We start from the raw sequence: 14,715 nt of genomic DNA on the forward strand, positions 1-14,715 counted from the left end.
CTACCTGCTGCCTGCGGCCGCCGAGGGTGCATCTCCCCGCCGTCGAAAGTGCATGTCCCTACTGCCGAGAGTGCATGTCCGATTGCCGAGAGTGCATGTCGCTGTCGCGGCATCCGATCTAGAAAACGTTCCACCGCGGGACGGGCCAGAACACGACGGCGGCCTTGCCGACCACGTCCGCCCGAGTCGCCCAGCGCCAGCACGTCGGCGCGGCATCGTCGCTGCGGCAGAACGCGGCCGAGTCCGACGAGTTGCCGCGGTTGTCACCGAGCAGCAGGAGCGATTCCGCCGGCACCGTCACCGCGTCGAAGCAGCGCGGCGACCGCGGTGTGCTGGTGCAGTCGAGGGTTCCGGGCTCGAACGCGAAGTCGTTCGTCACGTACGGTTCGTCGAGGGGTGCGCCGTCGACGGTCAGGCGTCCCTCGTCGGTGCAGCACGCGACCGTCTGGCCGGCGGTGCCGATCGTCCGCTTGATGAGGGTGTGGGCGCCGGAGGGTCCGAAGCCGGTGACCTCGCCGATCCATCGCAGGGCTCCGCGAAGGGGATCGGATGCCGCAGCCGCAGCGATGTCCCACTCCGGCCCCGCGTCGAAGACGACGACGTCGCCGGATCCGGGGGAGGAACCGACGTACGCGAGACGGTTCACGAGCACGCGGTCGCCCGGCTCGAGCGTGGTCTCCATGGATCCCGACGGCACCCAGTACGGCTTGGCGACGAAGCTGAGCACCAGGCCCGCAAGCACGAACGCCGCGACCAGGTGAAACCACGGGCTCCCCGCGACGCGCCGCCACCGCGGGCGGGAGGGAGTCTGGGGCACGTCCTCACGGTACCCGGTAGCGCGGCCGTGGCCGGACGAGCGGATGCCGCGGCCCCCTGCTGCCGAGAGTGCGTGTCCCTGCTGCCGAGAGTGCATGTCCGGGCTGCCGAGGGTGCGTGTCACTGCTGCCGAGGGTGCGTGTCCGGGCTGCCGAGGGTGCGTGTCACTGCTCGCGAGGGTGCGTGTCCGGGCCGCCGGGGGTGCATCTTCCTGCTGCCGAGGGTGCGTGTCCGGGCCGCCGGGGGTGCATCTTCCTGCTGCCGAGGGTGCGTGTCCGGGCCGTCGAGAGTGCACGTGCGGGATGCCGAGGGTGGGGGCCGACGGTGAGTGACCACGTCCGTGGGCGTCGACATGCACTCTCGCGAGCGAGGACATGCACTCTCGCGAGCAGCGACGTGCACTCTCGCGAGCCGCGACATGCGCTCTCGCGAGCTGGGGACCAGAAACCGGGGCACCGCACCCGGCGACCCGCACCGCACCCGCGACCCGCACCGCACCCGCGACCCACGGCACCACCCCCCCCGCGACCCACGCCACCCCCGCGACCCGCGTCACCACCCCCCCAGCGACCCACGCCCTGGAACCCGGCTGGGAACTTCACAAGCGATTGTCAAGGGTGCATCCCCGCGAATCCTTCGCGTCATAGGCTGGGACGGCTATGAAGGTGATCTCCTACAACTTGCGCAAGCACCGCGCGGCGGGCGAGCTCGCGGCTCTCGTGTCCCGCTACAGCGCCGATGTGCTCTGCCTGCAGGAGTGCGACACCACGAGCATGCCCGACAACATCGGCGGTCTCCGCCTCGCCAACGCGACCTCGCGCAACCGCCTCGGCCTCGCCGTCTACTACCGCGAGAACACCTTCCGCCTCGTCGACGTCCGCTCCATGGCGCTCAAGAAGTCCATGCACGACCGCGTCCTCAAACCGGCGGAAGAGCGGATGCTGGGGGTCAGACTCCACGACATCGACGAGAACCGCGACGTGATCGTCGGATCCTTCCACGCCGCACCCCTCACGGCCCTCAACTCACTCCGCCGCCACCAGATCCGCACCGCGCTGACCGAGCTGCAGACGTTGGGCGAGGGGCTCCCGGTACTCATGGTCGGCGACTACAACTACCCCGTCTTCAAGGAGAACCTGGGGCAGAAGATCCGCGAGCACGGCTACGAGCTCAACCTCAGCGACTCGCGCACGTATACGCGGTACCGCTTCTTCCGCGGGCACTACGACTTCGCGACCTCGGTCGGGTTCACGATCGACCGCGTCCGGACGCTTCCGCAGGGCCTCAGCGACCACCTGCCGATCCTCGTGACCACGAACATCACGGCCCAGACCGCGGCGAACGCGGCCTGACACTCCGGTCGGACGAAGCCGCGGAATAACCCGAAGAACCCCGACGGACCCGAAGAACCCCGACGGACCCGAAAAACCCCGACGGACCCGAAGAACCCCGACGGACCCCGACGGACCCGAAAAACCTCGGACGAAGCCCCGACGACCCCAAGCTGACGCTCGGCCCCGAAGAACCCCGACGGAACCCGAAAAACCGGGACGAAGCCCCGACGACCCCAAGCTGACGCTCGGCCCTGACAACCCCCCGGCCGCAGGCGACGAAGCCGGACGAAGCCTCGAAGAACCCCGACGGACCCGAAAAACCTCGGACGAATCCCCGACGACCCCAAGCTGACGCTCGGCCCGCACGAAGCCCGCGAACCGCCCCCGCCGAACCGACGAACCCCTAGTCCGCGTTCCTGCGCGACCGGCGGACCATCGCGGTCACGCCGAGCGCGGCGCCGGCGAGCACGAGCGCGCCTCCGCCGATCCACAGACCCGTGAGCGAGGCGCTGTCCAGGCCCGTCGTGGGCAGTCCGCTGCCGTCGCTGCTGATCGTCGCGGCGGCGGTGCTGCCGGCCGAGGTCGGCGAGACCGCGGCGATGTTGTAGGTGCCGCTCGCGTTCGAGGGCAGCGTGATCGGCACGGCCGAAAGCGCGCCCACGTCGGTCGAGGTCGAGGTGCCGCTGGCGGTGGTGATCGCGAACTTGATCATGCCGATCGCGGCTCCGGCGCCGTTCTCACCCGTGACGGTGATCGTGACGGGCTCGTTCGGCGAGAACGTCTCGGCCGAGCACTGGAACCGCACGGTCTCACCGGCCGCGGGGGTGGCGGGCGAGACGGTGCACGACCCCGACGGAGGGTAGATCGCATTGGCGGATGCCGCGGACGGAACCGCCAGAACAGCCAACGCGACGAAAGCCGAAGCGGCGAGAACGGTGCGAACGGGGTGCTTCATGGATCTCTCTCGCGGTGCGGGGGGCGGCATCGAGTGCGGAGCGGTCGGCATCAAGACGATGGCACCGGCAGCCAAAGCTGCGGTGCCAGTAGGACTAGACTACGGCGCCCCGCAGGTATCGGCAACTATGGGGGTCGGGGCGATGGTCGGCGTGCTCTCCACGAGCAGCTGCGGCGACGATCCCGCGGGTGCGCGAACGGTCGCCGTCGCGGTCGCCGACGCGCCCGGCGCGAGGTCGACGTTGAACGTCAGTACGCGGCGGCCGTCGTGCATCCCGCCTCCGAAACCGAGGTCGCCGGTGATCGTCGCATCCAGCAGCTCGGCGCCCTCGGGCAGGTAGAGGTAGCCCATGGTCCGGACGATTCCCCCCGGCACACCGAAGCTTCCGCCGCCGGTGATGTACGAGGGCAGGTTCGCGGCATCCGCCGGTGCATTGCTGGTCACCGTCACCGACAGGGTGGCGGTCCCGCTCGCGGTGCCCGCGCTGCCGATCACGCACTCGTTCCACGCGACGGTCGAGTCCGCGGCGACGTAGTAGTCCATCTTCGAGCCGGTGCCGTCGTTCAGGTAGACGCCGAATCGGGTGGCCTCGGCATCCGTCGCCGGAAGCCGGCCCGCCAGAGTCGTGCCGTCCAGCACGGCCTGATCGTCGGGGTGCGCGCTCCAGATCAGCAGCCGGTGCTCGTCGCCGGCCTGCGCGAGCGCCGAGACGAGCGCGGCCGGGTCGACCCCGCCCGCGGACAGGGCGGAGAAGACGGATGCCGCGGCGGCGGCGAAGAAGTCGTCCTGGTCGGCGGGGCGCTCGTAGCGCTGGTACACCTCGTTCAGCAGCAGCGGCACCGCGTTCTCGGCCGTCAGCACATCGCCGGTCGGCAGGGTCACCGGGCCGGTCGCCTGCAGCAGGTACGACAGGGCCACCGGGTCGAGCGAGAGGACGCCGTCGACCTGCTGTCCGCCGTGCTCGCGCGCCCACATCTCGCGGGCGAGTGCACCCGAGACGGTGAAGTCCGGGATCTGCGTGACGTTCTGAATCCACCGGCCCGGCCGCTGTCCGTAGATGGCCTCGGCCTCGGGCTCGAGCGGCAGCACCGACGTGTCGTACTTGGGGTAGTCCGACGAGGACTCCTGGCCGGCCAGGGTCATCGCGCCGCCGTCGGTGTGGATGACCGCCATCGCGCCCGGAATGCCGCCGAGCGAGCGCCACTCCGCGTTGTTCTGGAACAGCACGAGGTAATCGCGCGGGCCTTCGGCGCCGAGCATCGCGGGCAGCAGCACGGTCGCCCGGGCCAGCGCGCCGGTGCCGTCGCGGGTCTCGCGCAGCAGCGCCGAGACCTCGTCGACGGCAGTGCGCAGAGGAGCCAGCAGGGGGGTGCGATCGATCGAATCGACGGATGCCGTGGCGCGATCGATCCCGGATGCGCCCGTCGCCGCGGCATCCTGAATCGCCACGAAGCCGGACAGGTCGACGCGCCCATCCACGGGACGCAGCGCGTCGACCGAGAACGTGGAGGCGACCTCGGCCAGGGGGGTCAGTGCGGTTCCGGCGACATCGTCGATGGATGCCGCGACCGTCGCGAACGCGGCCAGCTGGGGTCCGACCCAGGGGAGTGTCTCGGCGGCCCGCCACACCGGGTCGCTGGTCAGCGCGTGGGCGGCCGAGGTCTCGGCGGCGATGCTGTCGATCGCGCCAGAGGCGGCAGCCGGGTCGGTGAGGGTGGCGCGGACATCGGCGGCCGCGGCCTGCGCGTCACGCAGGTGTCCGTAGGCCATCGCGCCGCGCGCGCCGACCCAGATCGTCGCGATCACAGCGATCAGCAGCAGGGCGCCGAGCACCGAGGCGAAGATGATTCCTCCGGTGCGGAGAGGTCCGCGATCGCGGGAGGACGAGCGATTCGCGGAAGAGGTCACCGAACCAGCCTAGGCGGGGTCGCCGAGTGTTCCCCGTCGGCGCAGGCTCGAGCGACGCAGCGCCGGCTGGCCGGGCCCGACCAGGGCCGGCTCGTCAGGGGTGACGGCCGCAGGCTCGGTCGAGGCGTATTCGCCGTGGTACTGGTAGCCGTAGTACATCGCCTGCGCGCCGCGCTTGGGCACCCGGTTCAGCACGATGCCGAGCGCGCGGGCGCTGGCCTTCTCGAGGTTCGCGGTGGCCTTGTGCAGCATGTCGTAGGTGGTCTTGCCGGCGCTGACCACGATGAGCGCGCCGTCGGCGAGGTTGGCGAGGATCGCGGCATCCGTCACCGGCAGCAGCGGCGGAGAGTCGATGATGACCAGCGCGGACTCGCCGAGGCTACGGATGAGGTCGCGCATGCGGTTGGAGCCGAGCACCTCACTCGGGTTCGGCGGGATGCGGCCGGCGGCGATGACGACGAGGTTGCCCGACGGGTCGACCGTATGCCGGACGTCGGCGATCTGGGCGCGGCCGGCGAGGATGTCGGTGAGTCCGGCGCCCTCGGGCAGGCCGAACAGCGACGCGACCATCGGGCGGCGCAGGTCGGCGTCGACGAGGATGACCTTCTGGCCCGCTGCGGCCAGGCTGACGGCGAGGTTGCCCGCGAGCGTCGACTTGCCGTCGCCGGGCAGGGGGCTGGTGACCACGATCGCGCGCGGCGGGTTGTCGACGTCCATGAACTGCAGGTTCGTCCGCAGCTCGCGCATCGCCTCGGCGATCGCGGTGGGGCCGGCGCCGGCCGAGGTGAAGTCCAGGATCTGGCGGTGGGCGGCCAGTTCCTTGTCGAGCGGCAGCGTGCCGACCACCGAGACGCCCGTCTCGCGCTCGATGTCGCGCGGATCACGCACGCGACGGTCGAGGACGTGACGGATGACGGCGTACCCGATGCCGAGGGCGAGGCCGACGAGTCCTCCGAGCGCGAGGCTCAGTCGCACGTTCGGGGACGACGGGCCGCCCGGCAGTCGTGCGGAATCGCCCGGGATCAGGCTGACTGCGGCCGATCCCGATGAGCCGTCGCCTTCGATGTTGTCGATCTCGGCGACCATGCCGCGGATCCACGCCTCGGCGAGGTCGCGCGCGCCCTCGGGTGATGAGGCGGATGCCGACACGTGAATGACGACGGTGTCGAGGGGATTGGAGACGTCGACCTTGGTCACGAGACTTTCGGGCGAGGTCTGCAGCCCGAGCTCGTCGATCGCGTACTCGGCCACCGTGCGCCACGAGCCGATGTCTATGTACGAGGTGACCTTGCTGCGCGCGAGCTGGTCGCCGACCAGCGACGAACCGACGTCGGATCCGCCGCCGCCCGAGGACACGTAGCCGCTCGAGCTGGCGGTGTAAACCCGTGGCTGCAGCGCCGTCCAGCCCGCCGCAACACCGACACCGAGGAGGGTGAGGAGCAGGATGCCGAGCCAGTGTGCCCGCAGGATTCGCAGGTAGTCGCGCAGTTCCATCCGGCTCCTTCAGTTCCTCTGAAGACTACCGGTAGGGCTGTGCGTGCCCGTTCGCGCAGCGCGGCAGGCGGCTTCCGCTAAGCCGGAACCACTTGTTCGTTGAATTGCGATTTGCTCAGCTTCGCGTCGGATGCGAGCGAGAGGTTAAATCCGCCTGCGTAGTTGAACGATGCCCTGACGACTGCGCTTGCCGTCGCCGTGCGATTCAATCCGATGGTCGCACTGGGGGGCATCGGCGCGTCCCAGGTCACGTTCCAGCTCCCTACTCCGATGTTGACCACCGTGCCCGGATCCCCACTCAGGGTCAGCGTCACATTGTGTGCCTTTTCGCCCTTCTTGACCCTGGCGATTGCTAGGGAGGTTGTCGCCGGCCCCGGCGGGGGCGAAGGAGTTTGGGCGATCGTGACGAGCACCGGATTGCCGGTGAAGCCATTCGACGCGAACGCCACGCCGTTGACGGGGCTCGCCGGATAGCTAACCGAGACGACTTCTACCACGACCTGGTATTCACCGGCTGGAACCCCCGTCAGCGACGCAGCCCCGACCTCAGCGGCAGCGTACATCGCAATTGCGTCGGTCCTGGAAGTTGCGTTTGCCGAGCCGATTGGGAAGTACGCGTAAAGGGACCCGTCCGAAATATTCCTGAGCCCTACCCGCCAATTGACGCTCGCGGTCGCGGGACCGGCCGTCTGATTGTGTTCGCCGGTCAGAGCCCACGCGGTGTAGTTGTAGGAGACCGATGCGAAGTCCACCGTTACCGTACTCGGCGATACTGCCCGCGCGTTCGGAACCGATGCGACGATCGCCGCTGCGGTGATCGTCGTTGGCGACGCCGCGGCGGCCGGCGCAGCCGCGGCGAGCACGATGACCGGCGCGGCCCACGCCCCGGCCTTGATCAACTGGCGACGGCTGAACCTCGGCTCAGGGCGCTCGAAGGTCTGGGAGGTGATGGTGGACGAAAGGTCGTACGACAAAGCGGAACCCCAGTTCTCGGTCAGATCAGAACTCTCGGGGGCCTCCCCAGAAGGCCCCCGAGATCGGCCCCCAGGCCGACTTCTTTTTGGTGACTGGAACTCCCACCAACGATCTGATCCTGTTGCCCGACCGAGGCATCTTCGGGGACTTCAGAGAACCTTGCGCATCACCTCAGGCGCTGTGGCTGAACTTAGGGATTCAGCCCAGAACGACGGTGTTCGTGACCGGCGCTGCGGGCTTGAAGCCGGATGCGACCGCGTTGAATGTGACGGTGACCGGCTTGTTCCAGGCGTAGTTCGGGTTGTCCCAGGTGAACGGGTTCTCGGACGCATGTTCGTTGAACGGGATCGCGTGCGTGAACGTTCTCGACTGGCCGGGCAGGTCCGAGCGGGTGACGATGACGGTCACCACCGCCGTTGCCTTGTTCGCCAGGCCTGTCGACTGGTCTGCGCTGCGGTTCTCGATCCAGAAGTTGCCGACCACCTGGCCAGGCGTGCCGCCAAAGCCCTCCCATGGCGTTCCGACGTTCCACTTGTTACCGCCTTGCCAGACGGCGGTGCTGCTGAAGCGGAGCGAGTCCACGGACGGGGCGGGCTGCGTGGGCTGCGCAGGCTGCGGGGGCGCGGGAGCCGGAGCGGGCGCTGACTTGTCCGGCACGACGGTGCTCGCGGCCGCGGCGGGTGCGGCCGTCGCCAGAACGATGATGGGAGCGGCCCACGCGCCGGCCTTGAGGATCTGGCGGCGGTCGAGCACCTTGGCGGATGCGGTCTGGATGCCGAGATCAGTGCCTGCGGAGCGCGCGGTGGCGCGGAGGAAATCGAAGTTCACGGGGGGAGCCCAAACGGCTCAGGGACCAGCGGAGCCTCGCATGGATGGGCGTTCAATCCGCGCCATCTCTATGATCATTTCTCCGGAAATACCGATCTTCGGGTGCTTAAAGCGATCTTGCGCTTCCTTTAGGGAGCGCTCCCACGGCTTAGGGTTTCGCTAAGAAAGCGGGGGCACGGCCGCGCCCGAACGAACGGTGCACCTGGGCATCTCGATACGCGCTGCGCGCTACTCGATGACCGGGAGGCGTACGCGCTACTCGATGGCCGAGGGGCGGGTGCGCTGCGCGCTACTCGATGACCGAGGGGCGGGTCAGTCCCGCTTCCAGCGGTCCCCGCCCTCGGCGACGGCCGCTTCGGCACGCGCGTCGGCGGCGGCGAGCAGTCCTTCGAACTCGTACCCGGCCGTCGAGACGTCCGCCCAGCCGATGCTCGCAGAAACCTGAGGGGCCGTGGGCAGGTCCTTGTCGATGGCTTCGAGGTCTGTCATCAGACGGCGGATCGAGGCGCTCACCGCAGACGCGGTACGCGACACCAGCACCAGCGCACGTCCCTCGCTCACCGCGGCGACATCGGCCTCGGCGGGGAACGCCGAGCGCACGGCCTCGTGAAAGCGTTCGCTGCGCTGGGCGAAGCGGGAGCCGCCGGTGGCGGCGCGCAGCTCGTCCGCGTCGTCCAGGCGGATGTCCAGCAGCGTCCAGGTGTGCTCACCGGCGGATTTTGCGCGGTCCAGCCGGTCGGCCGCCTGCGCGTAGAAGGCCGCCGTCGTCGATGGTGCGATGGGCGGAGGAGTGTCGCGGATCATGAACAGAAGCGTCGCCAGCGCGGCGATCTGGTAGATCATCGCGGCGACGGCGTTGCTCTGCGTGAGGAGCTCGTAGTTCTCGGCGAGGTTGAGAGCGCCCGCGAAGATGCCGACGACACCCAGGACGACCCACGCACCGGAAGAGAGGATGAGCGGCACGGTGAACCCCTGTGCTCTCTGGGGGCCGCGGAACAGCTCCTGCACCACGAGGACGTTGAAGAGGGCTCCCGCGAGGAAGACCGCTCGGCCGACGAGGTGGAACCCGGGTTGACCCGCACTGAGGATCAGGATCCCGATGGCCGCGATACTGACCGCGACCGGAATCCACGCATAGGAGGGCGCCCCGCGGAACGCCCGCAGGCCCGACCACGTGTAAGCGGGGACTGAGATGATCAATCCGACCGCGACCAGCCAGAGTGCGCCGGAGTCCACCAGGTCGGCCGTCACTCCGAGGAAGGCGGAGGTCAGCCACACCACGTACATCGCCGACCACAGCGCCGTGGCTTTGCCCGGGCGCGCGAGGAAGCCGAGCCCCAGCATCATGGCAGTGCACACGGTCGCGATGGCCAGGTGCGAAACCGTCAGGCTTGGTCCGAGCATCATTCCTCCTGGTTGGCCGTTCGACGCGCCAGCGTCACGGTCACGGTGGTTCCGATCCCGGGTTCGGAGGTGACCGTCACGGTGCCTCCGTGATCTTCGACGATCTCGCGCACGATGCCCATGCCGATGCCGGTGCCGGTGGCACCGCTTTCACGGGCGGCGTGGCCGCGGAAGTATTGGTCGAAGATGTGCGGCACTTCGTCCGCTTCCATGCCGATGCCGGAGTCTGCGAAGCGGATAGACAGCTGCTCGGCACCGCTCCGCGAGCTGATCGTCACCTTCCCGTCGGCGCGGGTGTACTTGACGGCGTTGTTCAGCACGTTGTCGAACACCTGGCGCAGGCGGAACGCGTCGCCCAGGCAGTCCATGTCTTCGACGAGGTTGAGTTCGAGGGTCATTCCGGCGGGCTTCATCGCGGGCAGGAAGGATTCGATGGATGCCTCGAGCACGCGTCGCACGTCGACCTGCGTCTTCTCGACCGACGCGTGCGTGCTCGCGCGCGCGTCCGCGAGGTTCTCGCCGACCATGCGCAGCATGCGCTCGCCGGCGGCATCGATGTTGGCGATCTGCGCGCGCACGCGGGGAGCGAGGTCGTCGCGCTCGAGCAGGATCTCGGTGTGCCCGAGGACGACCTGCAGCGGGTTGCGCAGCTCGTGCGAGACGGCGGCGAGGATGGCGCGCCTCTCGACCTCCGCGCGGTGGATCTCCGACACGTCCTGAACGAGCAGCAGCGTGCTCGACCTGCCCGGCGAGGCGGGGAGGGGGCGGGTGGACACCGAGATGATGTGCCAGGTGCCGTCGGGGTCGTACAGCCACACCTGTTCGTCATCGAGCAGATCGCCGCGGGCGGCGCGCGTGCGCGGCTGGTCGTGGGCGGGCAGCGGCCTGCCGCGTTCGGTGTAGTACTCGATCGACCGGGCCGGAAGGTTGAGATCATTGCGGTCGAGCGCGTACAGCTCGATGAAGGCGTCGTTGGCCTTGACGATTTCGCCGCTGCCGTCGATCCGGGCGATACCGACGTCGAGGCTGTTGAACATCTGGGTGGTGCGATGTGCCTGGCGGTGCGCGCGGTCGAGGGTCGTCTGCAGGCGCGCGGAGTGACGGCGCAGCAGTCTGCGCAGCGCCCGCGCATGCTGCGCTCCGTTGAACGTGGCCAGACCGAGAAAGCCCAGGCTGATCGTGATGACGACGATGCGCTGCACGCTCGTCGGCGGCGCGTTCTCCAACGTCGCGTCGATCGCCATGAAGACCGTGATCATGCCGAGCGTGGCCAAGAGCCAGCGGAGCGAGAAGTGCGTCGCCACCCACGCGATCGGGAACACCCAGAGGTACGCGAAGCGGGAGTCGTTGTCGAAGACGACCACGCCGATGGCCATCGCGTCGGCGAGGGGAATTACCACGACCGCCAGCAACGGCAGTCGATGCCAGGGCAGCGAGAGCGTTGCGACGGTGATCGCGAAGATCGACAGGATGCCGGTCACGAAGAAGGGACTGGCGAACATCGACGGCATGAGGACCGCGCCGATGATCATGATGGTGACCACGCCCCCGGCGAGCGACAGTTGCCACAGCCAGATGGAACGTGAGCGCGAGCGGCTCGGGACAGCCGTGGTGACGCTTGTCAGACGGGCGTTCGTCGGACGCGCCTCCGTCTGCGCGACACTGCGCACCGGTTCACTCACCGGGGATCGCGCCGCGTCATCGGGCGTCTGCGACGGTGAGTCGGTAGCCGATCCCGCGGACGGTCTCTATGTACTTCGGCTGCGTCACCGAATCACCGATCTTTCGGCGCAGGTTCGTCACGTGCACTTCGATCGCCCGCTTGTCGAGGTCGCTGACGTACGCTGCGCCCACCTGGTCGCCGCGTGCAACCAGCGCGAGATCCTCTTTCGAGCGCGGCCGGCGCTCGGACTCGAGGAGTGTCTGCAGCAGATCGAATTCGGTGCGCGTCAGCGAGACCTCTTCGTCTCCGAGATAGACGACTCGTGTGCTGGTGTCCAGCGACAGGTCGCGGTGGTTCAGCATGTGCTCGCGCAGGCCCGCTGCGCTCGTCGGTGCGACCGAGTCGCTGGGTTCGACCAGGCGCGGTCGGCGCAGCATCGCCTCGACCCGGGCGCGGAACTCCCGCGGCCGGAACGGCTTGGTGATGTAGTCGTCCGCGCCGATGCTCAGGCCGAGCACCACGTCGGACTCGTCGGTGCGCGCAGTGACCAGCACGATGAAGGTGTCGCTGAGAGCGCGGACGCGGCGAACGGTCTCGAACCCGTCGATTCCGGGCATGCTGACATCGACCGTGGTGATGTGCGGGCGGTGCTTCTCCACGAGCGCGACTCCGTCCACACCGTTGTCGGTGCCGGTCGCGTCGAAGCCCGCTGCTTCGAAGACCTCGAGCAGAAGCTCGCGCACGGCGGGATCGTCTTCGATGACGATCGCTGTCTGCTGGGTGACGGAGTTGGGCATGTCAGCGATGAAGAACGCCGTCCGCGCCCAAGCGAACGATGGAAGCGTTCATGGCTTCACCTCTCCGCACGTGAATGGACTTTTTCTTAGCTTTAGCCTAAGGCCGTTTGAGTGGTTCTTAGACTCAGGGTCGCAAGTGTCACGAAATTGCGATTAGGTCCGATAGGCGACTGACAAATCAGCGGCGACGTCGGTTCGAAAAGATCGCGTGCATCGCCTTCGGCGCGCTCGTGACGCCGTGCACCCACCGCGCCCATCGCGCGCGCATCGCGGACCGCAGCGTCCCGTCGATCTCCGGGTGCGCAACGCGGAGTTCGGCGCCGCTCGGCCAGAACGCACGCCAGAGGACCGCTGGCTTCTCCCACCACGGAGCCCTTCGTAGAGCAAGCATCCAGAAGTAGGCGCCGTGTGATCCCGAGTCCACTCGTTCGCGCCACTCGCGCAGCCCCCGCGACGCAAGTTCTGCGACGGGTGCCTCGACAGGCACCCCGAGTCGGGGCAGCACCGATGCCAACGTCGCGGCACAGCCCGTCGCGAGAGCCAGGTCCGCCACTTGGATCCGTTCGTCCTCGGTCAGCACCACGCGCGTCAGCTGTTCCAACTCGTCGGCATGACGAGCCTGAATCGAGGCGCCGCGCAGTGAGTGCAGGGCGAGGATGAGCGCGCCGCCCACGCGGTCTGGCACATCGCACTCCACGTGTGCGAACTCCATCCGCACACGGCGCGCCCACAACGCGTCGAAGACATCGGCGGGGGGAGCGAGGAACCCGGGGAAGAACCCGTGCACATCGAGGTCGCACGGCCATCCTTCACGCAGGAAGGTTTCGGAGTGCAGGGTCGTCCGGTGGCTGATGAAGTTTCCGGGCCGTGTCGTCCAGCCGACCTCGAGGACGGCTTGGCAGAACTCCGCAAACCGCACTGGCTCGACGAGCAGGTCGACATCGGCGGAGACGCGCTCATCGCGCAGACCGTGTCGGTGCAGCGCGGGACCCTTGATGAAAAGGACCCGAATGCCGCGGACGTCAGCGAGTGCTTGCATCCATGCGTGGCCGAGGTCTACGGCTTCGTCGAGTCGCAGGACTACACGCGGCTCGGTCACAGGGAAACCGTAGCCGCTACGGGCGTCCCATGCCGTAATAGGTCCAGCCGGCCGCGCGCCACGCTGCTGAGTCGAGGCAGTTGCGCCCGTCGACGATGATGCGGCCTTCGACCAGCGTCGCGGCGTGCTCAGGAGCGAGTTCTCGGCGGTACTCGTCCCACTCGGTGACGACGATCACAGCGTCCGCGCCCCGCAAGGCTTCGTCGCGGTCTTCGACGTACGACAACTGCGGGTGCACCCGTTTGGCGTTCTCGATCGCAGCGGGGTCGGTAACAGTCACCGATGCCCCGAGCCCCCGGAGCTGGACGGCGACGTCGAGAGCAGGAGAATCCCGAATGTCGTCACTGTGCGGTTTGAATGCGGCACCGAGGACGGTGATCTTCTTCTCGAACACTGACCCGTCCAGCGCTTCGACGACGAGCTGCACGGCCCGATCGCGACGGCGGAGGTTGATCGCGTCGATCTCGCGCAAGAAGCTGATCGATTCGCCCCGGCCGAGTTCCTCGGCGCGCGCGGCGAATGCGCGGATGTCCTTGGGCAGGCAGCCGCCGCCGAAGCCGATGCCTGCACCGAGAAAACGGCGGCCAATGCGTGCATCGTGCCCGATCGCGTCCGCCAGTTGCGTCACATCCGCGCCGGTGACCTCGGCGATCTCGGCCATCGCGTTGATGAACGAGATCTTCGTCGCTAGAAACGCGTTCGCGGCGACCTTCACCAGTTCGGCGGTCGCGTAGTCGGTGACGATGAACGGCGTCTGCTTCGCGATCGCGGGGTGGTACACCTCGCGGAGGATGCCGGCTGCCCGGTCGCCGTCCTTGGTGGGCACGCCGGATCTCGTGCTGGGGACACCGGCCACCAGCCGGTCGGGGTCGATGGTGTCTTGCACGGCCCAGCCCTCGCGGAGGAACTCGGGGTTCCACACCAGGGTCGCACCGGTCGGGTGCACGCGTTCCGCCAGGTCGGCGGCCGTGCCGACGGGCACGGTCGACTTGCCCGCGACGATGTCCCCGGGCCGCAGGTAGGGGATCAGCGCGTCGAAGGCGCCGTTGACATAGGAGAGGTCGGCCGCGTGGCTGTCCTTCTGCTGCGGTGTGCCGACTCCGACGAAGTGCACGTCGGCGCCGTGCGCCTCGGCCATGTCGGTCGTGAACCGCAGGCGACCGGAGGCGATGCCTTCGGTGAGGATCTCCGCCAGACCGGGTTCGAAGAAGGGGGCCTCACCCCGGGCCAGGGTGGCGACCTTCTGCTCGTCGACGTCGATGCCGACGACGTCGTGCCCGATCGATGCCATGGCGGCTGCGTGAACCGCGCCGAGGTAACCGCATCCGATAACGGACAGGCGCATGGGAACTCCTCGATGTGCTGGGGATGCCGGCGACCGTTGGCGGCGATGATTCGATCTCTTCTTACCAGGCGGATGTTTCCGAAAGCGTCCTGGCCGG

Annotated in this window: 12 protein-coding genes; 1 reads left to right on the plus strand and 11 read right to left on the minus strand. The window is 68.4% G+C overall.

From position 1 onward, the window contains the following. Nucleotides 1-118: 118 nt before the first annotated feature. Nucleotides 119-817, minus strand: coding sequence for a signal peptidase I (gene lepB / locus ABD655_RS04095; RefSeq protein ID WP_344711807.1), 699 nt, complete (start codon nt 815-817; stop codon nt 119-121). Between the two features lie 658 nt (nt 818-1,475). Here lepB and ABD655_RS04100 point away from each other — a divergent pair. Further along, nucleotides 1,476-2,168 carry an endonuclease/exonuclease/phosphatase family protein gene (locus ABD655_RS04100; RefSeq protein WP_344711809.1) on the plus strand — a complete coding sequence of 231 codons (693 nt, stop codon included), beginning with the start codon at nt 1,476-1,478 and terminating at the stop codon, nt 2,166-2,168. A gap of 385 nt (nt 2,169-2,553) precedes the next feature. Here the strand turns inward: ABD655_RS04100 and ABD655_RS04105 are convergent, their stop codons facing one another. From ABD655_RS04105 to ABD655_RS04150, 10 genes are all read right to left on the minus strand, one after another. Continuing rightward, nucleotides 2,554-3,105, minus strand: a complete 552-nt coding sequence (locus ABD655_RS04105) for a cell wall protein (protein WP_344711811.1) — start codon at nt 3,103-3,105, stop codon at nt 2,554-2,556. A 99-nt stretch (nt 3,106-3,204) separates the two neighbouring features. Next, nucleotides 3,205-5,013, minus strand: a complete 1,809-nt coding sequence (locus tag ABD655_RS04110) for a DUF4012 domain-containing protein (RefSeq protein WP_344711812.1) — start codon at nt 5,011-5,013, stop codon at nt 3,205-3,207. A gap of 9 nt (nt 5,014-5,022) precedes the next feature. Beyond that, the gene (locus tag ABD655_RS04115) at nt 5,023-6,507 is read right to left on the minus strand and encodes a tyrosine-protein kinase domain-containing protein (RefSeq protein ID WP_344711814.1); all 1,485 of its coding nucleotides are present in this window, start codon (nt 6,505-6,507) and stop codon (nt 5,023-5,025) included. 77 nt (nt 6,508-6,584) lie between these two features. Continuing rightward, the gene (locus ABD655_RS04120; RefSeq protein WP_344711816.1) at nt 6,585-7,481 is read right to left on the minus strand and encodes a hypothetical protein; all 897 of its coding nucleotides are present in this window, start codon (nt 7,479-7,481) and stop codon (nt 6,585-6,587) included. A 199-nt stretch (nt 7,482-7,680) separates the two neighbouring features. Further along, nucleotides 7,681-8,310, minus strand: coding sequence for a hypothetical protein (locus ABD655_RS04125; RefSeq protein WP_344711819.1), 630 nt, complete (start codon nt 8,308-8,310; stop codon nt 7,681-7,683). Between the two features lie 312 nt (nt 8,311-8,622). After that, nucleotides 8,623-9,714: a hypothetical protein gene (locus tag ABD655_RS04130; RefSeq protein WP_344711821.1), complete on the minus strand. Its 1,092-nt coding sequence runs from the start codon at nt 9,712-9,714 to the stop codon at nt 8,623-8,625. Further along, nucleotides 9,714-11,396 (minus strand): ATP-binding protein, encoded by a 1,683-nt coding sequence (locus ABD655_RS04135; protein WP_344711823.1) that lies wholly within the window; start codon nt 11,394-11,396, stop codon nt 9,714-9,716. Before ABD655_RS04135 ends, ABD655_RS04130 begins: the two co-directional genes overlap by 1 nt. Nucleotides 11,397-11,412: 16 nt before the next feature. Further along, nucleotides 11,413-12,174: a response regulator transcription factor gene (locus tag ABD655_RS04140; protein WP_344711825.1), complete on the minus strand. Its 762-nt coding sequence runs from the start codon at nt 12,172-12,174 to the stop codon at nt 11,413-11,415. Nucleotides 12,175-12,352: 178 nt separating this feature from the next. Then, a complete protein-coding gene (locus tag ABD655_RS04145; RefSeq protein ID WP_344711827.1) occupies nt 12,353-13,273 on the minus strand; it encodes a nucleotidyltransferase family protein in 921 nt (306 codons plus the stop codon). 16 nt (nt 13,274-13,289) lie between these two features. Next, nucleotides 13,290-14,618 (minus strand): UDP-glucose dehydrogenase family protein, encoded by a 1,329-nt coding sequence (locus ABD655_RS04150; RefSeq protein WP_344711829.1) that lies wholly within the window; start codon nt 14,616-14,618, stop codon nt 13,290-13,292. Between the last annotated feature and the right edge of the window lie 97 nt (nt 14,619-14,715).

This window comes from Microbacterium terregens, from assembly GCF_039534975.1.
Taxonomy (GTDB): domain Bacteria; phylum Actinomycetota; class Actinomycetes; order Actinomycetales; family Microbacteriaceae; genus Microbacterium; species Microbacterium terregens.